Here is a 16,187-nt window from a genome sequence, read left to right as displayed (position 1 = left end):
CACCGGCGGTCAGACAACGGTGTGAGCGGACTCGTCGCCCTCCGTTCGAGCGCACACCATGAGCAGGTTCCCGTCAGGATCCCGGAACTGGACGAAGGCCACGCTCCCGATGTCGACGACGTCCGAGGCGAGTTCGGCCCCGAGATCGCGCAAATGCGCCACGACTGCGCCGAGGTCATCGGCCCACCAGAAGAAGCGTGGCGGACCGTCCGGCGTGAACGGCGCGTTCGCGTCCAGAGCAAGGCCGGGGCCCGGTTCCATCGGGACGTCGACGATCGTGTCGTCATGCGAAGGCAGGGACACCTCCGCACCGAGCAGCCTGCCGTACCAGTCGGCAGAGCGGTGGATGTCCCGCACCGGGATGAAGACTTGGCCGATCTCGCGGCGTATAGGAGTCGTCACCGCTCAATCGTACGACAACGCGTCTCGCGGATCGACTCGCAGGGTCGTCATCCAGCTGTCCACCGACACGAGCGGACTCGGGAGGTCATGGACAAGGGCAGCAACGCGGTGACCAAACGCAGAGGAAGCGCATGACACCACGCGCAACCAGAGGTTATACGGCAAAACGAAATTCCACGGCGTCGCCACGGCTGGGAACGCATGCACGCCTCACCGGGCCAGACCGGTCTCAGGGCTACGGTCCCTCACCGCGCATGGCCGACTCAGCTGCCTCTCCGCTGGTCATCCAGCACCTGTTCCATCTCATCCGAAACCTCGTCCAGGAGGACCTGGAAGCCGGGCTCCTCGAGGGGGAAGTGGCCGCAGCCAGGAAGCATCACGACCCGGGTCTTGCCGTGAAGCCGACCAAGGTAGTCGAGGCTGAGCTCCGGCATAGTCCAACGATCCTCGGCCGGATGCAACAGCACGACCGGTGGTCCTTGGTATTGCTCGGGTGGAATAGCCGGACCTGCCTCGAGGAACGAGCGGTACCAGCCCACCGGCATCGCGCCACCACCGCCGCACGGGTCGGTGAGCACTGCATGACTGAGGCCAGGGTCGTTCGAAATCGCAGACATAGGGGTCAGCACGCGGACCGGGATCCGTGGATTCGCCGCTGGCCCCCGGGCGAACTGCAGCAGTGGCAATCCCAGCCGCGCTATCCACGGGGCTCGCACGATGGCGGCAGCGATGCCCGGCCGAGTCGGGTCGAGCAGGCAGGTCGCGATGACCCGCTTGGCCAGTCCGGTCACTGCAGCGGTGTCGACCGCGAGGGCACCACCCATGCTCGCCCCGACGAGGACAAGTGGCCGCTCGTCATGCTCACGACCCACGAGATCGACGAGCAGCTGCTGCCAGTCGCCATAACTGACGCTGCGGCGTCCACGCCGCACCCGGATCGTTCGCCCGTAACCGGGCAGATCGACCACCGTAACCCGAGCGCCCAGGCGACTCAGGTGTGCAGCGTAGGGCCACATCGCCGCCGCGTTCCCTCCCGCTCCATGGACCAGCAGCATTCGGACCGAAGCCGTCGGGGCACCCACGTGCTCGATGTGCAGGTCCCACGAACCACCCCCGTCCGGCGCATCCCACCTCCACGACGAGGCCACCCGCCGCACTGGTGCAGGGACGAGGCGCACGAAAGGCTCGTACCGGCGGTCCGTGGAGTCAAGTCGGCCAGTCCGTGCCGGTGGCACCTTCGCTCGACCCTTCGAAAGCGACGCATTCATACCCGCAATGTTACGGGAGTGCCCGGTGTCAGGGACTGATGCGCAGGTAGGTGGGTCAGAAGCCTGCATTAGACATTGAACCTGAACTCAACCGAGTTCTGGCACGAAGTAACCTTAGAGATCGCCATCGATACCGATGCTGCCAAGTCGCGCGCCAAAGCCAGCACAGAGAACGTGGGCATCGCTCAGCTTCATCCACCAGCACGTCCAGCTGACCGGTTGCCCGCCGTCAGATGCATCGTTCTCACCGCACTTCCACCTAACTTGAACGTCCGAGTCCACCAGCTCAAGTTGAAAGAAGTGCCGTTCGTGCACCTCAGGCTTCGCAGGCCACATGTCGTACGACTCGACGCCCAACGAGCGAACGATCCTGGCTGCGAGGCCGGTCTCTTCCCCCACCTCGCGCACGACGGCATGCGCAGGCGACTCGCCCTCGGCGATTGACCCAGCGGGCACCTGCACACCAGTGACTTCCATCGGGTAATCGTCGTGTGTGAACACGAGCAGGTTTCCGTCGTGGACGACGTACCCGACTGCCTTTTTGACCGAACGTCTACTCATGCTCACGATGGTACAGCTTGTTGTACGGCAGACCACACCGTGCGTTTGAATCCCCTAGATTTGGGGGCAGCCTTTGTTCTCGACTTCCGATTTACCCGACGATACGCGTTGGACTCTGAGATCAGACCAGCGAGAGTGGGATCACTTCATTCGCCTGCTAGGCAAAGCACTGTCGGAGAATCTCAGACATTCGGCTTTCGATGCAGCGGGCGTTCCAGGGAAAAACGACACGAGCCAGCATCCATTCGGGACTATTGGACGTCTTCAAGAACTCATGACCATGAATCATGTGACTCCGGAACAAACAGAGCGGGCTGTCACGCCTCGCAAGTTGGTGAGGTCGGCTCGCCAGAAACCGGCGCACGCGCTACGCAAGAACGTCACTGACCGCACTCTAGTTCGGAAGTAGGCGGATCTGCTCCGATTCGTAAATGAAGTTCTGGTCAACATACGACAGTAGCTATCGAGTCATCCCAAGAATAAGGACTGAGAAGAAAACTGGCCGGACGCTAACGACTACTTCCTCTGACGCCTTCAGCCAGCGATCAACGCCGATCTTTGGCACAGACATGGCGCAAAGGGCAGTTTGACACATTTATTTTGTGTCAAACTGCCCTCAAAAAGCGCGGGATTGCGCGCAACTACACGTTGAAGCGGAACTCAACCGAGTTCCGGCACGCACCAACCCCTGGGTGCCGAACCGGTGCCACGAATCAATCCACCGACCACCTGGCACCTCGCGGGCAGCAGCCCAGGAAGAGCACAGAGTTGTGCCGTCTGCGATCGAAGCATAAAATGAACAAAAGTTCATTGAAAGGATCTTCGTGCCGCGGACGACGGAACAGAATGAAGCGTTGCGCTCAGCCACGCGCTCTGCTGTGGAGACGGCCGCCGTCCGGGTCTTCGCGCACCGTGGTTTCGCGGCCACGAACATGCGTCAGATCGCCGTCGAGGCGGGGATCAGCACTGGGTCGATCTACCGGCACTATGCGAGCAAGGAAGAACTGTTCGATGAACTAATCGATCAGGCCTCACGCGGGCTCGAGGCTGTCGCCGTTCAGCTCTCGACCGAAGGGGATCCGCTCTCCATGATCCGATCCTTCACCGAGGTATACGTGGCAGACCTCGCAGCGAACAACGGCGCGGCCGAGTTCTACATGGTGATCAACCAGGGCTTCTCGACGGACACTCCTGAGGGGACTGCGGCGCGGCTGGCCGCAACGCAGGGGACGCTCTGGCGGGCCTTCGCCTTGCTCATCGGTCGAGGCCAGGCCGCAGGCCAAATCATCGCGGGAGACCCAACCCGAATGACCTCTCACTACTTCGCCATGCTTGCCGGTATAACGACGATGCACGTTGCTCTTCGGGAGGGATTTGCGGAGCCCGATGTCGAGCTGATCCTACGAATGTTCACAGGAGGACCCCGATGAAGATCGAAGTCGCGCGCGCAGACGAACTGGATGAGGGGTACCGGCACAGGATCGCTGAAGTTCTCACGCAAGGGTTCGCCGAGGATTTCGCGTTCTTCTCCAATGACCCCGGTGTGCTTGCCGACGCGTTCGCCCCGATGCTCATGCTGGAGCGCTTCCACGTCGCGCTCGTCGACGGCGAGCCCGCCGCGGTCGCGGTCGTCACCGTAGGCAAGCAGGAGTGCTTCGAGCCGGATCGGCGCGAGCTCCAGCGCGTGCTCGGTCCAATACACGGCATGATCAGCTATCGGATCATCCGAAGTCAATTCATGGGGGCCTATGACGGTGCCCGCACCGGTCTGACGGAGATTGCGTTCGTCACGACAGCGCCGCAGCATCAGGGCAAAGGCGTAGCCACTGCGCTGATGCGCCGGCTCCTGGAACTGCCCTCCGACGATTTCGTGCTGCGCGACATCAAGGACACCAACACCCCCGCCCTCAGGCTGTACGCCAAGCTCGGATTCACCGAAACACAGCGGCGACGCATCAAGTTCGCGAAGCGAGCGGGGTTCTCCGCGTATGTCTCCATGGGGCTCAATCGCGCTCAGGCTGATGCTTGAAGAGCGTCCGGGCTCGACAGGCCCGGAAGCGCGCTTCTGGGCTGTCCGCAAGTTCGGACTCTAGTTCGAAAATCTAAACTCCACCGCGTCGCCGCAGATAACAACCTCTCAGAACCCGGCGAATCCCCGAAGCGTCGACCCTCTCCTGGCCCAGCGAACACCAAACTCGCCGAGCAATTAGGCAACCCAGGTTGACATCCGGCCACTTAGCAACATAGGTTGACGACATGGAGTCTCCGCGGATCGCAGCAGTAGCAGCCGATACCAGCGACCCGAAAGCAGGATTGCGGGCCGTAGCGTCCTTGCGCGTGCTCGCTGACACCTTGGAACTCCGGCAGGTCGAGGCCGCGTTGCGTTCGGGCATGAGTTGGCAGGAGATCGCCGACGCGCTCGGAGTGACGCGACAAGCTGCCCACAAGAAGCACTCCAAAAGAATTGACCCCGCGATCTCGACACCCAGGAGGAACAGATGAACAAACTCGTCCGCGCCGCTCAGACCAGCCAATCGCTTTCCCTGGCCGCCATGGAGGAAGCATCCCGGCTCGGGCTCCGCGAAGCCGACATCGACCACCTGTTCCTCGCATTGGTCATCAACGACCAGTCTGCCGGCTGCGCACTGCGCGAGCTGGGTATCGACATTGACAGCGCCCGTCTCGCCGTCGAGGACCAACGTGATGCACAGCTGACTTCACTCGGCATCGAGGCGTCGTTCCCCGAGGCCGGGCGCATCGTGTTCCATGAGACGGATGGGTACGAGTGGACTCGTCGCGCTCGGGACCTCATCGCGAAATCCAGCAGCAAAGGCAAGTCGGGCGACGCTGCCGCCGTTCTCCGGGAACTCGTCGCAGAGCCCAGCGGCCTGATCACGGATATCCTCGGCCGCCTTGGCACGACATCCGATGCGCTCATCGAACGCCTCGATCGGGCCGTCTCGCCCTCTATGAAGTCCATGCCCCTCGCAGCGAAAGTGAAGGGACGGACCACGGGAACGATTGAGACTTTCGTATCCGCACCACTGGACGAAGTGTGGGCGTACCTCACAGATCCCGCACGTATCCCCGAGTGGGAACCGAGCATCGGCACCCTCGACCAGACCGGTCAAGAAGCGATGCCGGGTACGGTCTGGGAGGGCACGGCACCCGCAATCTATCCAGACGGCAAACCTGTGAAGATCAAGCCTCAGTTTCGTCGACGCAGTGTTGAGCTCATCGCAATTCACCAACCGGACAGGATCGCATGGAGCTTTGGCTATCCCGACGTCGCGCAGGGTAATTCGATTCTGACTGAATTCACCTTGGCGAACGCGACCGGTGGCACACAGCTGCGGATCAGCAGGTCCTGGTCGCGACGCCAAGGGTGGCGAGGACTTGTCGCATGGCCGCTGCGTCCAGTCCAGAAGTTCCTGGTGTGGATCACCCTGTTCCAGACCGGCAGCGCGATCAGCCGAACATTTCGCTAGTCCCAGGCACGGCGACTCGCCTGCTGGTCGCACATAGATCAAGTGCCCGGATCTCCACAGGGAGATCCGGGCACTCGAGCGGGACATTGAAGCGGAACGCAACTACACGTTGAAGCGGAACTCAACCACGTCGCCGTCCTTCATGATGTATTCCTTGCCTTCGATGCGCGCCTTACCGGCAGCCTTCGCATTAGCAATGGAACCAACCTCAACAAGGTCTTCAAAGCCGACAACCTCGGCCTTGATGAAGCCGCGCTGGAAGTCGGTGTGGATCACACCGGCTGCTTCCGGTGCGGTGGCACCCTTGGAGATGGTCCAAGCACGGGTTTCCTTCGGGCCAGCGGTCAGGTAGGTCTGCAGACCCAAGGTGTCAAAACCGACGCGGGCCAGCTTGCCCAGTCCGGACTCGACGATGCCTGCATCTTCCATCATCTCTGCCGCTTCGTCTTCTTCCAGCTCGGCGAGCTCGGATTCGAACTGTGCGTCAAGGAAGATTGCTTCGGCCGGTGCAACGAGCTCGGAGAGCTTCGCCTGCATCTCGGTGTCGGCCAGACCAGCCTCATCGGTGTTGAACACGTAGATGAATGGCTTGGTGGTCATCAGCTGCATTGGCGCGAGCTCTTCTAAGTCAACACCCTTGGTCTTCGCGGCGGCGAAGAGCGTGATGCCCTCTTCGAGGATCTTCTGCGCATTGAGCACCGCGTCCAGGAAGGACTTCTCGATCTTCTTGGTGCGCAGCTCCTTTTCCAGACGCGGAAGCTGATTTTCAATGGTCTGCATGTCGGCGAGGATCAGCTCGGTGGCGATCGTCTCGATATCCGAGGCAGGGTCCACCTTGCCGTTGACGTGAATGACGTCGTCGTTGACGAACGCGCGAGTCACCTGGCAGATCGCGTCGGCTTCACGGATGGTAGCCAGGAACTTATTGCCCAGCCCTTCACCCTCCGAAGCACCCTTAACGATGCCGGCGATGTCCACGAAGGACACGGTCGCTGGAAGGATGCGCTCGGAACCGAAGATTCCGGCGAGCACCTTCAGACGCGCGTCAGGCAGTGGGACGACGCCCACGTTAGGTTCGATAGTCGCGAACGGGTAGTTGGCTGCCAGCACCTGGGCGTTGGTCAGCGCGTTGAACATGGTGGACTTGCCGACATTGGGCAGTCCGACGATTCCGATAGTAAGAGCCACGGGAGAAGATTCTACCTTTGCTTAGGAGATGCGAAAAATGAAGTGCTTAGTTCGTTTCGTTGGCGGAGCGTCGGCCACCTAGGGCCCGGGCGTCATCGCCGGACTCCTTGAGCTTGCCGCGGATCTCCTTAGGCAGCGAGAAGATGATGTCTTCCTGCGCGGTGGTGACTTCGGAAACGTCGGTGAAACCGTAATCAGCGAGCAGCGCCAGCACCTCTTGAACCAGGACATCTGGCACCGAAGCACCGGAGGTCACGCCCACGCTGGAGACGTTCTCAAACCAGGTCTCATCAACCTCGTTGGCGAAGTCCACGCGGTAGGCTGCCTTGGCACCGTGATCCAGTGCCACCTCCACCAGGCGTACCGAGTTCGACGAGTTCGCCGAACCCACCACGATCACCAGTTCCGAGTCCGGAGCGATCTCCTTGATCCCCGCCTGCCGGTTGGTGGTCGCGTAGCAGATGTCATCGCTCGGTGGATCCTGCAGATTCGGGAAACGCTCGCGTAGCCGGCGAACGGTTTCCATGGTCTCATCCACGCTGAGCGTGGTCTGCGAGAGCCAGATCAGCTTGTCCGGGTCCTTCACCACCACGGTGTCGGCCTCTTCGGGGTTGTTCACGATGGTGGTGACCTCCGGTGCTTCACCGTAGGTACCCTCAACCTCTTCGTGTCCTTCGTGACCGATCAGCAAGATCTCATAATCGGCCTTGGCGAAGCGCACGGCTTCGCGGTGCACCTTGGTCACCAGCGGGCAGGTCGCATCGATGGTGCGCAATCCGCGGTCCTCGGCGGACTGCACCACGGCTGGGGAGACACCGTGGGCGGAGAAGACGACCAGTGCGCCGGTGGGCACTTCCTCGTTTTCCTCCACGAAGATCGCGCCGCGTGATTCAAGTTCGGAGACCACATGCACGTTGTGCACGATCTGCTTGCGCACGTACACCGGGGCGCCGTAGTGCTCCAACGCCTTCTCAACGGCGATGACCGCACGGTCCACGCCGGCGCAGTAGCCGCGCGGGGCGGCCAGCAGAACCTTGCGCTCGGTGACCTGCGGGGAAGCTGCGGCGATCTGCTCGGGGGTGCGACGAATACGCGGAACCCGAGGGATCGGCAACGAGACCGGGACAGAAGTGGAAGTAGCCATACCCCTAGTCTACGAACCCCATGCAAGTTAGCGCATGCTCATATGATGCGTGCCACCTGCAAAGGGCTGTGAGTTTAGCCTCCACCGCAGAATCCGGGACCGGCGCCGGGCATGAAAACCCCTTATTTTGTCTCAGCCGTGGTGTAGCGTCACTACTGCGCGTCCTTCTCCGGCCAGCCTCAACTGGCGGCAGGTCAAGCGCGCGGAACCACACATCGTTTCAAAACTTCCAAGGAGCGGCCCGCATGGAGTCCGAGTCCCCCGCCGGCTTACCGGCCACCGCGGCGTTAACCACGGCAGATAATCCGTGGCCGCTACGTGTGCTCACCGAAAAGCTGAAAATCCACATCGAGAACTCCCCCATGACCTGGGTGGAAGGTCAGCTGTTGGAGGCGAATGTGCGCAACGGGCACGCCTACCTGACCCTGCGCGATGTAGACGTGGATAACTCCTTCTCGGTCACCGTGTGGTCCTCGGTGATGCGTAAGCTCGATGCCACCCCCGAGGTCGGCTCGCGCGTGGTCGCCCGGGTGAAACCAAGTTTTTACGCTAAGACCGGCAGGCTTTCGCTGAACGCTACGGACCTGCGCCCGGTGGGCTTGGGCGAATTGCTGCTGCGCCTGGAACGGCTACGCCAGGCACTTGGCGCCGAGGGCCTGTTTAATGTTGAGCACAAGCGCCGGCTCCCGGTACTGCCGGGCACCATCGGACTAATTACCGGTCGAAACTCGGATGCCGAAAAAGACGTCGTTCGCAATGCCACGCTGCGCTGGCCAGCGGTCAAATTCCGCATCATCAATACCGCCGTGCAGGGGGTAGATGCGGTCGCTCAGGTCACCGCCGCGCTGCGTGAACTGGATCAAGACCCAGCTGTTGAGGTCATCGTCATCGCCCGCGGTGGTGGAGCGCTCGAGGACCTGCTGCCCTTTTCCAACGAGGACCTAGTGCGTGCGGTGTTCGCGGCATCCACCCCGGTGGTCTCCGCCATCGGACACGAGGCGGACCGCCCGATTCTGGACGACGTGGCAGATTTACGTGCTTCCACCCCGACCGATGCGGCCAAGCGCATCGTGCCGGATCTGACCGAAGAATTTGCCGGGCTGCAAATGTCGCGTCAACGTCTGGACCGGGCGATTAGCAACCTGCTGACCCGCGAGGCACAGGTGATCTCCGCGCTGCGGCAACGTCCGGTACTGGCTAACCCGCACACCATGATCGCTTCGCGGGCCGAAGATCTGCAGCGTTGGCGAGAACGAGCCACCGCTCTGATCCGCCACCGGGTGCAACGGGCCGGCGATGAGATCGCACATCTCAGCGCCCAGGTGCGCGCTTTATCTCCGCAACAGACCCTGGACCGTGGGTATTCGGTCACCCAGCTGGCCGACGGTTCGGTGGTTCGTGCTGCCGAGGCACTGACCGGTGGCGAACAACTACGCATTCGAGTGGCCTCGGGCAAACTGACCGCCACCGTTGATCAAATTTTCCCGACCGAGCAGGCCAACGAAAACGTTTAAGGACAGAACATGAGCGAGCAAATCCCGGCAGACATCAAAAACCTCTCCTATGAGCAGGCCCGCGAAGAACTGATGAACGTAGTTAATCAGTTAGAAACCGGCGGCGTCCCCTTGGAAGCCTCACTGGCTTTGTGGGAGCGTGGCGAAGCACTGGCGGCGCACTGCGAAAATTGGCTCAACGGCGTCTCCGAACGCCTCGATCAGGCCCGCGCCCGCGTAGAAAACGCGACGGAGCAGTAACACCCCTGCCCACCGGGCAGATTTGTGGCTACGCTGAGCCCTATGGATATGGCTTGGTGGGCGTTCATATGGGGTTTGGTCTCCGGGGCTTCGCTGTTGCTTGGCGCAGCCGCCGGGTGGTGGCTGAAACTGCCCAAGGTTCTGGTCAACGGCGTGTTAGCCTTCGGCGCCGGTGTACTGATCAGCGCGTTGGCCTTCGAGCTTGTCGCCGAAGCCTACCAGGGCGGCGGGCTGCTAGTCACCGCGTTGGGATTGGTCAGCGGCGCGCTAATCTACTTTTTCGCCAACCGGATCGTTGCCAAGCGTTCGCGGCGGCGCGGTGCTGGCAGCGAGGCAAATTCGGGTAATGCGCTGGCCATTGGCGCGCTGATCGATGGAATCCCCGAATCCGTGGCACTCGGCGTGGGACTGGTCGCCGGCGGCGCGGTCAACCCGGCAATGCTCGTGGCGATTTTCATCTCCAACATTCCCGAGGCACTGGCCAGCACCGCAGCGCAAAAAGAGGCTGGTAAAAAAGCTGGTGGCATCTTTGCGCTCTGGGGTGCGGTCACCCTGGCCGCCGGAATTTCCGCCTGGGCCGGGTACGCGTTACTCTCGCTCACCGATCCGGCAATTACCGCGTTCGCGATTGCGCTGGCCGCCGGCGGCATCCTCACCATGGTCTCGGACACGATGATTCCCGAGGCCTGGAAGGTGGAGCACGACTACACCGGGCTCATCGCGACCGCCGGATTCCTCACCGCCTTCGCCGTGCACACCGTCGCTTAACCGTCCTATTTGGTAGCGTCCAAACGTTTGCGTTCGGCCTCCAGATCAAAGTCTGCCTTCGGCCATTGGGGGTCGATACCGCGCAGCGTCTGGAGCAGTAGTTCGGCCACGCACAAACGGGCGCGCCATTTTTGATCCGCCGGAATCACGTACCACGGGGCGCTCTCGGTTGCGGAGCGTCCGATCGCGACTTCATAGGCACGCTGATACTCGTCGAATAACAGTCGGTCATCCACATCCCCCGGAGCGTACTTCCAATGCTTGTCCGCCCGGTCCAAGCGCTCGCTGAGCCGCTCATACTGTTCCTCGCTGCTGATATGTAGCATCACCTTGTGCAGGTGAATTGAGCGCGCCTGCAGCCGGCGTTCAAATTCGAGAATCTGCGGGTAACGCTGCTCAATTTCCTGCTCGCTGCTGAGCTTTTGCACCTTGTGGATCAGCACGTCTTCATAGTGCGAGCGGTCAAAAACGCCGATGATCCCAGGATTCGGTAGCTGCTTTTCTACCCGCCAAAGGAAGTCGTGAGCCAGTTCTTCCTTGGTCGGTGCCTTAAACGCATGATGTTCCACGCCTTGTGGATCAAACATTCCCATCACGTGGCGTACGATCCCGCCCTTGCCGGAGGTGTCCATACCCTGGAGCACCAGCAGTAGTGAATCGGATAGTTCTTCGTGGAGTGCGGCGGCGAACAATCGTTCCTGCAGATCGGCGAGCTCCTCGGCGATCGCTTCCATCCGTTGCTCGGCAGCCTTTTTATTTTTGGGGGCATCTTTCGGCCACCAATTGGGGTTCTTGGTGGCGCGAGTGGATAAATCCACCTCACCTACCACGCGCAGGGCTTGGACGAGGTTCTGCGGGTAATCGCTCATTTGGTTCCCAACTCATGGCACGGACGTTGTTTGTTAGCCTACTGGTCGGCTGCGCTATTTGAGAAGCATCTGAGTTTCTAGCGCACCGCACGCCGCAGGTACTCTGCGCGGTCATAGGTGCCACGGACAAAATTCGTGAGATTTTCGACGTCTTCGCGATTCGGTTCCCAACCTTCATGCCAGGAAGCTGCAAAAGCTTGGACAATGGCGTTGCGACTTTGACTGCCAAGACCCGCAAACAACTCGGGCCAACGTGACTCAAGATCAAGAATTTTAGACACCTCTGCGCCCCCTTCGAACATGGTTCAATTTTACCGTGTTTGCTCAGGCAGTTCGAGGTTTTACCGTTGTTAGAACAGCTCGGCGAAGGGGTGTTTTCTTTGACCTTTAACGCAAAAAAAACCCGTGTGCCAATTGCTTGTGGCACACGGGTTTTGAACGATTTCGCTTAGGCGCGGGCACGCCATTCTTCGAGGAACATCGAGATGCGTCCCACCGCGTCGGTCAGATCGCGCACGTTGGGCAAGGTGACCAGACGGAAGTGATCGGGTTTAGGCCAGTTAAACGCGGTGCCCTGGGTGATCAGGATCTTCTGTGCCTTGAGCAGCTCGAGCGCGAACTTCTCATCGTCGTGCATCGGGTAGACCTCGGGGTCCAGCTTCGGGAACATGTACAGGGCACCCTGGGCCTTCTGCACGCTCACCCCGGGTATTGCCTGCAATAGGTCGTAGGCGGCGTCGCGCTGTTCCTTCAGGCGCCCGCCGGGCAGGATCAGATCGTTGATCGACTGATAGCCACCCAACGCGGTCTGGATCGCGTGCTGCGCCGGAACGTTTGCGCACAGGCGCATGTTGGTCAGCAGGTTGATGCCTTCGATGTAGTTGGTCGCCTGATGCCGCGGACCGGAAATCGTCATCCAGCCGGCGCGGAAACCACAGACCCGGTAAGCCTTGGACAGGCCCGAGAAGGTGAGCACCAAAACGTCGTCGGCCAGGGCGGCGGTGTTGATGTGGACGGCATCGTCGTAGAGGATCTTCTCGTAGATCTCATCGGAGAACACGATCAAATTGTGCTTGCGCGCCAGCTCCAGGATCCCCTCCAGGGTGTCCTTCGGGTACACCGCCCCGGTGGGGTTGTTGGGGTTGATGATCACGATGCCCTTGGTGCGATCGGTGATCTTCGCTTCCATATCCTCCAGATCCGGCAGCCAGCCCTCCTCTTCCACGTTGAGGTAGTGCACCGGGGTGCCGCCGGCCAGCGAAACCGAGGCGGTCCACAGCGGGTAGTCGGGGGCCGGGATGAGCACTTCGTCGCCGTTGTTCAACAGCGCGTTCAGGCTCAGCGTGATCAGCTCGGAGACGCCGTTGCCCAGGTACACATCATCGACCCCAATGGTCTGGATGCCGCGGGTCTGGTAGTACTGCGAGACCGCGGTGCGCGCCGAAAGGATGCCGCGCGAGTCCGAGTAGCCCTGCGCGTTGGGCAGGTTGCGGATCATGTCCACCAACACCGCGTCCGGTGCCTCAAAGCCGAAGGTGGCGGGATTGCCAATATTCAGCTTTAGGATGCGGTGCCCCTCGGATTCCATGCGCTGCGCATGTTCAAGCAGGGGCCCGCGAATGTCGTAGAGGACGTTGTGAAGCTTCGTGGATTGCTTGAATTCTGCCATGGGTTCACTTTCTCATGTTTGGCACGCGCCGCGCGCCTTCGGGTCGGCTGATGACCTGCCGGTGTTGCGCTACTGCGTGAGGATCTTAAACCTGCCGGCCGCGGTCTGCGGATCCAGCGCGTCCACGCCGCTGACCATCCGGTTGATTCCGATCAGCGAGGTTTGATCAATTTTTTTGGTGACCGAGTTGATCAGGTTTTGCGCCTCTTGGTCCAGTTGGTCCTCGGCCAGTGGCACCACGGTTTTGGCCTCAAAAATCTTTTCGCTACCCGCAATGATCTCAAAACCTTCATCGCCGATGATGGCATCGGCCGAGTCGAGTATCACTACCCGGTTCAGCGAGGCACGCAGCTGGTTGGCTAATTGTGCGGCGGGAACGGTTTTATACCGGGGCTTGGTGCAGCCCTCGGCGGCCAGCGCACTGCTCAGCGACTCGGTTTGTGGGGCGACCCCGATAATTTCCAGCTTCTGGCAGTTAGCGGCCAAGCTCGGAACTGAATCCACGCCGTGGCTGGTGGCCTCGGCGGCGCTCATCACCAGCACCGGGGTACTTTGTGCGTCGCTTTGCTGCAGCGCGCGCACGGCCGGATCGGCGGTTTTAAAGCCCTCGACGGTGGTGTGATCCGCGGTGGAGATGGCCAGATCCGCGTGTCCGTCGAGCACCTGCTGGTACGGGTTGGCGCTAGATTCAGACTCGGTGACCTGGTAGCCAGCTGAGCGCAGTGCCTCGGCGTAAATTGTGCCCAGCGTCAGCTCGGTGGCCGAGGTGCCGCTGGCCACCGAAATACTGATGTTTTTGGACTGTGCCACCGGGTCGGGATCGCCACCGGTACAGGCGGTCAAAGACAGCGTCACGGCCAGGGTCAGCGCGCCTAAGGTGGCGGTTTTAGGTAAGTTCATCTCCCCTAGATTCTAGGCTAGCTCGGTGGTTTTGCGGCTCAGCGCACGCCGGGGCCGGTTAAAGACAGGATCAGATCGACCCGCTCGATGCGGTTCAGTGCCTTAATTTCTTCCCGGGTAAACCAGGCGGCCTGGCTGGTGGAGCCGGCAACTTCGTGACGTAGTTGGCCGCCTAAGAGCTTGGCCCGGTAGGAGACGGCCACGGTCTGCATCGGGCAATCATCGCCGGAATATCGTCTGGCGGCCGGGATGATCCCGGTGGTGACATCGAGCAGGCTGAGGTTTCCGACGCTATAGCCGGTCTCCTCATATACCTCGCGGATCGCCCCGTCGATGGTTTGCTCCCCCAGGTCGATGCCGCCTCCGGGCAGGGACCAGCGCGGGGTGAACTTGGGATCGCGGTGGCGCATATCCCACAAGGTCAGCAGCACCTTGTCCTCGTGTTCGACCAGGACGTAGGCCGCCAGTCGGGTGTCGAAGGGTTCACCGGTGGATTCTGAACGTCGAGTCATACCCTAAATATATCGACGATTGCGCTTCTTCGTGGCAGGCGAGCGCCACGGGGAGCAAGGAAAACACCCAAACATTTCAACGAACGGCGCCGGGTATGGTGAAATATTCTTATGTCATCGCACCCAGAGTCACCTTTCGGCAACGATCTCGACGAGATTGATCGAATCATCATCGACGAGCTGGTCAGCAATGCCCGCATTTCCAATGCGACGCTGGCGCAACGTGCATCGATCGCCCCGTCTACCGCGTTGCTGCGTACCCGTTCGCTGGTGGAGCGCGGAATACTCACCGGTTACCACGCCGAGGTCTCGCTGCCCGCGGTGGGACGCACCGTGCAGGCACTGATCTCCGTGAAGTTGCGCGCCCACGATCGGGAAAAGATCGACACCTTCCGCGAACGCATTCCGGCCTTGCCCGAGGTGCTCTCGATGTTCCATGTCTCCGGTGCCACCGACTACATGCTGCACATTGCGGTGGGCTCCACCGAGGCGTTGCGCGACTGGGTGCTCGATAACCTGGCCACCGACGAATCTGTGGGACACACCGAAACCACCTTGGTCTTTGACCACCAGTTAGGTAACCGGGGCCCACTTCCGGTGAACGATTAATAATTCTCGTCGACTAGAGCCGGCAATCACAAAGACCCGCATCCTTGTCCAGGATGCGGGTCTTTGTGTTCAGTGGCTCTGCGGTAATTTATTAGGCGCGGCGGCGCTGCATGACGGCGTCGAGGTTCAGTTTCGCCTTGCTGGAGGCGGCCGTGGTGCCCGGTGCTGCCTCGGTTGCCGGAGCTGCCGGGGCTGTTACAGCCGCCGGGGTTGCCAGCTCGGTGGACTGGGGATCGGCCTTGGCGCCAACGGAGATGATGGCCGCGCGTTCCTCGGCCGAAACCTCGGCGGCCAAACGCTTGGCGTCCTGATCGGCCTTTAAGCTGATGTGCTTGGTGGGGCGTAGCGGAACGGACACCGGAATTGGTTCCGGACGGACCCGAGCGGAAATTTCGCGTTGGGTGGCTTCACGCACCGCCACATAGGTGGGCTTAGGAATATTTGTTGGCTCCCAGGTGGCAGGCTGCTTCACGCCGCCGTCCCCGCGGGCCACACGCACTGCCTCGGAGCGCAGCTCTTCGGCGGTGATTGCCGGAGCGCGGCGAGCCGAACCGGGGCGGGCGTCGAACACCTGATCATCGCTTTGCTTGCGGATGATCACCTGGTTGGCTTGATCGGCGAAAGCCGGAGTATCCAGGGCCCGTTCGCGGGTAGCTTCGAGGTGTTCGAGCAGCTTACGGTTGCGATCGAGCACCGCCAGCGCCCGCAAAGAGGCCACGGAGCCAAGAGCCACGAGGAAAAAGATGCCGACCGTGGTAAAAGTCAGCGCGGTAAATGGCGCCAACAGCAAACCGATCAGCGTGGCGACTACCGCCAGCAGGCCGAGCACCGCGATGGCTAAGCGCCCATAGCGCACACGAATCTTGAGGCCTGTCGCGGCAGGCTGTTGCTGCTGCGATACGCTCTGTGACGTGTTAGCCATAGGGATCCTCCCACACCGAGTGAACGGTCAAATTCAGTGAAGCCCAACGGTGGGCTTCATCAGTCAACACTATGCAACGCGCGGGGCATCGACGGGCAGATTTCGCGGTGTGTCTACAAGAATTCGCAAGTCG

General features: G+C 61.2%; 19 protein-coding genes. 8 read left to right on the top strand and 11 right to left on the bottom strand.

What is annotated here, in order from left to right:
• Positions 1 to 9 precede the first annotated feature (9 nt).
• From IEX04_RS15215 to IEX04_RS15205, 3 genes are all read right to left on the bottom strand, one after another.
• The gene (locus tag IEX04_RS15215; protein ID WP_096255885.1) at positions 10 to 402 is read right to left on the bottom strand and encodes a VOC family protein; all 393 of its coding nucleotides are present in this window, start codon (positions 400 to 402) and stop codon (positions 10 to 12) included.
• A gap of 263 nt (positions 403 to 665) precedes the next feature.
• Positions 666 to 1,457, bottom strand: a complete 792-nt coding sequence (locus IEX04_RS15210; RefSeq protein ID WP_188686879.1) for an alpha/beta hydrolase — start codon at positions 1,455 to 1,457, stop codon at positions 666 to 668.
• A 327-nt stretch (positions 1,458 to 1,784) separates the two neighbouring features.
• Positions 1,785 to 2,231 (bottom strand): NUDIX domain-containing protein, encoded by a 447-nt coding sequence (locus IEX04_RS15205; RefSeq protein WP_105553070.1) that lies wholly within the window; start codon positions 2,229 to 2,231, stop codon positions 1,785 to 1,787.
• 824 nt (positions 2,232 to 3,055) lie between these two features.
• On the opposite strand from IEX04_RS15205, the gene IEX04_RS15200 reads away from it, so the two are divergent.
• From IEX04_RS15200 to IEX04_RS15185, 4 genes are all read left to right on the top strand, one after another.
• Positions 3,056 to 3,661 (top strand): TetR/AcrR family transcriptional regulator, encoded by a 606-nt coding sequence (locus tag IEX04_RS15200; protein ID WP_105553071.1) that lies wholly within the window; start codon positions 3,056 to 3,058, stop codon positions 3,659 to 3,661.
• A complete protein-coding gene (locus IEX04_RS15195) occupies positions 3,658 to 4,260 on the top strand; it encodes a GNAT family N-acetyltransferase (protein WP_188686876.1) in 603 nt (200 codons plus the stop codon). The genes IEX04_RS15200 and IEX04_RS15195 overlap by 4 nt, the downstream gene beginning before the upstream one ends.
• 227 nt (positions 4,261 to 4,487) lie before the next feature.
• Positions 4,488 to 4,733 (top strand): hypothetical protein, encoded by a 246-nt coding sequence (locus tag IEX04_RS15190; RefSeq protein ID WP_096146702.1) that lies wholly within the window; start codon positions 4,488 to 4,490, stop codon positions 4,731 to 4,733.
• Complete coding sequence (locus tag IEX04_RS15185; RefSeq protein ID WP_188686873.1) at positions 4,730 to 5,719, top strand: SRPBCC family protein; 990 nt, start codon at positions 4,730 to 4,732, stop codon at positions 5,717 to 5,719. The genes IEX04_RS15190 and IEX04_RS15185 overlap by 4 nt, the downstream gene beginning before the upstream one ends.
• 102 nt (positions 5,720 to 5,821) lie before the next feature.
• On the opposite strand, the gene ychF is transcribed toward IEX04_RS15185, so the two are convergent.
• Together ychF and IEX04_RS15175 are read right to left on the bottom strand one after the other, a co-directional pair.
• Entirely contained in the window at positions 5,822 to 6,907 is a 1,086-nt protein-coding gene (gene ychF, locus IEX04_RS15180) for a redox-regulated ATPase YchF (protein WP_188686871.1), read from the bottom strand.
• Positions 6,908 to 6,953: 46 nt separating this feature from the next.
• Complete coding sequence (locus IEX04_RS15175; RefSeq protein WP_188686868.1) at positions 6,954 to 8,051, bottom strand: 4-hydroxy-3-methylbut-2-enyl diphosphate reductase; 1,098 nt, start codon at positions 8,049 to 8,051, stop codon at positions 6,954 to 6,956.
• Positions 8,052 to 8,296: 245 nt separating this feature from the next.
• Between IEX04_RS15175 and xseA the strand changes: the two genes are divergently transcribed.
• From xseA to IEX04_RS15160, 3 genes are read left to right on the top strand one after another with little or no spacing between them, the layout of a single operon-like run.
• Entirely contained in the window at positions 8,297 to 9,565 is a 1,269-nt protein-coding gene (gene xseA / locus IEX04_RS15170; protein ID WP_096257344.1) for an exodeoxyribonuclease VII large subunit, read from the top strand.
• 9 nt (positions 9,566 to 9,574) lie between these two features.
• Complete coding sequence (locus IEX04_RS15165) at positions 9,575 to 9,805, top strand: exodeoxyribonuclease VII small subunit (protein WP_188686864.1); 231 nt, start codon at positions 9,575 to 9,577, stop codon at positions 9,803 to 9,805.
• Between the two features lie 24 nt (positions 9,806 to 9,829).
• A complete protein-coding gene (locus IEX04_RS15160; protein WP_308422428.1) occupies positions 9,830 to 10,573 on the top strand; it encodes a ZIP family metal transporter in 744 nt (247 codons plus the stop codon).
• 5 nt (positions 10,574 to 10,578) lie between these two features.
• Here IEX04_RS15160 and IEX04_RS15155 read toward each other — a convergent pair whose 3' ends face one another.
• From IEX04_RS15155 to IEX04_RS15135, 5 genes are all read right to left on the bottom strand, one after another.
• Positions 10,579 to 11,442, bottom strand: a complete 864-nt coding sequence (locus tag IEX04_RS15155; RefSeq protein WP_188686861.1) for a PPK2 family polyphosphate kinase — start codon at positions 11,440 to 11,442, stop codon at positions 10,579 to 10,581.
• 77 nt (positions 11,443 to 11,519) lie between these two features.
• A complete protein-coding gene (locus tag IEX04_RS15150) occupies positions 11,520 to 11,723 on the bottom strand; it encodes an antitoxin VbhA family protein (RefSeq protein ID WP_188686858.1) in 204 nt (67 codons plus the stop codon).
• A 167-nt stretch (positions 11,724 to 11,890) separates the two neighbouring features.
• The gene (locus IEX04_RS15145; protein WP_096257349.1) at positions 11,891 to 13,111 is read right to left on the bottom strand and encodes a pyridoxal phosphate-dependent aminotransferase; all 1,221 of its coding nucleotides are present in this window, start codon (positions 13,109 to 13,111) and stop codon (positions 11,891 to 11,893) included.
• A gap of 69 nt (positions 13,112 to 13,180) precedes the next feature.
• Complete coding sequence (locus IEX04_RS15140) at positions 13,181 to 14,011, bottom strand: glycine betaine ABC transporter substrate-binding protein (RefSeq protein WP_188686855.1); 831 nt, start codon at positions 14,009 to 14,011, stop codon at positions 13,181 to 13,183.
• 38 nt (positions 14,012 to 14,049) lie between these two features.
• Positions 14,050 to 14,523 (bottom strand): NUDIX hydrolase, encoded by a 474-nt coding sequence (locus IEX04_RS15135; RefSeq protein ID WP_188686853.1) that lies wholly within the window; start codon positions 14,521 to 14,523, stop codon positions 14,050 to 14,052.
• A 111-nt stretch (positions 14,524 to 14,634) separates the two neighbouring features.
• On the opposite strand from IEX04_RS15135, the gene IEX04_RS15130 reads away from it, so the two are divergent.
• Positions 14,635 to 15,132 carry an Lrp/AsnC family transcriptional regulator gene (locus IEX04_RS15130; protein ID WP_188686850.1) on the top strand — a complete coding sequence of 166 codons (498 nt, stop codon included), beginning with the start codon at positions 14,635 to 14,637 and terminating at the stop codon, positions 15,130 to 15,132.
• 91 nt (positions 15,133 to 15,223) lie between these two features.
• Here IEX04_RS15130 and IEX04_RS15125 read toward each other — a convergent pair whose 3' ends face one another.
• Positions 15,224 to 16,054 (bottom strand): hypothetical protein, encoded by an 831-nt coding sequence (locus IEX04_RS15125; RefSeq protein WP_188686848.1) that lies wholly within the window; start codon positions 16,052 to 16,054, stop codon positions 15,224 to 15,226.
• Between the last annotated feature and the right edge of the window lie 133 nt (positions 16,055 to 16,187).

It is taken from the genome of Glutamicibacter ardleyensis, from assembly GCF_014644555.1.
Taxonomy (GTDB): domain Bacteria; phylum Actinomycetota; class Actinomycetes; order Actinomycetales; family Micrococcaceae; genus Glutamicibacter; species Glutamicibacter bergerei.
The sequence above is the reverse complement of the archived record's forward strand: the minus strand, read 5'-3'. Positions and strand labels throughout refer to the sequence as shown.

What these genes read in the sequence shown, in the direction of transcription:
- IEX04_RS15210 (WP_188686879.1), bottom strand. Translation starts at nt 1,457, where the DNA reads ATGCTGCTGGTCCATGGAGCGGGAGGGAACGCGGCGGCGATGTGGCCC.
- IEX04_RS15205 (WP_105553070.1), bottom strand. Translation starts at nt 2,231, where the DNA reads ATGAGTAGACGTTCGGTCAAAAAGGCAGTCGGGTACGTCGTCCACGAC.
- IEX04_RS15195 (WP_188686876.1), top strand. Translation starts at nt 3,658, where the DNA reads ATGAAGATCGAAGTCGCGCGCGCAGACGAACTGGATGAGGGGTACCGG.
- IEX04_RS15190 (WP_096146702.1), top strand. Translation starts at nt 4,488, where the DNA reads ATGGAGTCTCCGCGGATCGCAGCAGTAGCAGCCGATACCAGCGACCCG.
- IEX04_RS15185 (WP_188686873.1), top strand. Translation starts at nt 4,730, where the DNA reads ATGAACAAACTCGTCCGCGCCGCTCAGACCAGCCAATCGCTTTCCCTG.
- IEX04_RS15175 (WP_188686868.1), bottom strand. Translation starts at nt 8,051, where the DNA reads ATGGCTACTTCCACTTCTGTCCCGGTCTCGTTGCCGATCCCTCGGGTT.
- xseA (WP_096257344.1), top strand. Translation starts at nt 8,297, where the DNA reads ATGGAGTCCGAGTCCCCCGCCGGCTTACCGGCCACCGCGGCGTTAACC.
- IEX04_RS15165 (WP_188686864.1), top strand. Translation starts at nt 9,575, where the DNA reads ATGAGCGAGCAAATCCCGGCAGACATCAAAAACCTCTCCTATGAGCAG.
- IEX04_RS15155 (WP_188686861.1), bottom strand. Translation starts at nt 11,442, where the DNA reads ATGAGCGATTACCCGCAGAACCTCGTCCAAGCCCTGCGCGTGGTAGGT.
- IEX04_RS15145 (WP_096257349.1), bottom strand. Translation starts at nt 13,111, where the DNA reads ATGGCAGAATTCAAGCAATCCACGAAGCTTCACAACGTCCTCTACGAC.
- IEX04_RS15140 (WP_188686855.1), bottom strand. Translation starts at nt 14,011, where the DNA reads ATGAACTTACCTAAAACCGCCACCTTAGGCGCGCTGACCCTGGCCGTG.
- IEX04_RS15135 (WP_188686853.1), bottom strand. Translation starts at nt 14,523, where the DNA reads ATGACTCGACGTTCAGAATCCACCGGTGAACCCTTCGACACCCGACTG.
- IEX04_RS15130 (WP_188686850.1), top strand. Translation starts at nt 14,635, where the DNA reads ATGTCATCGCACCCAGAGTCACCTTTCGGCAACGATCTCGACGAGATT.
- IEX04_RS15125 (WP_188686848.1), bottom strand. Translation starts at nt 16,054, where the DNA reads ATGGCTAACACGTCACAGAGCGTATCGCAGCAGCAACAGCCTGCCGCG.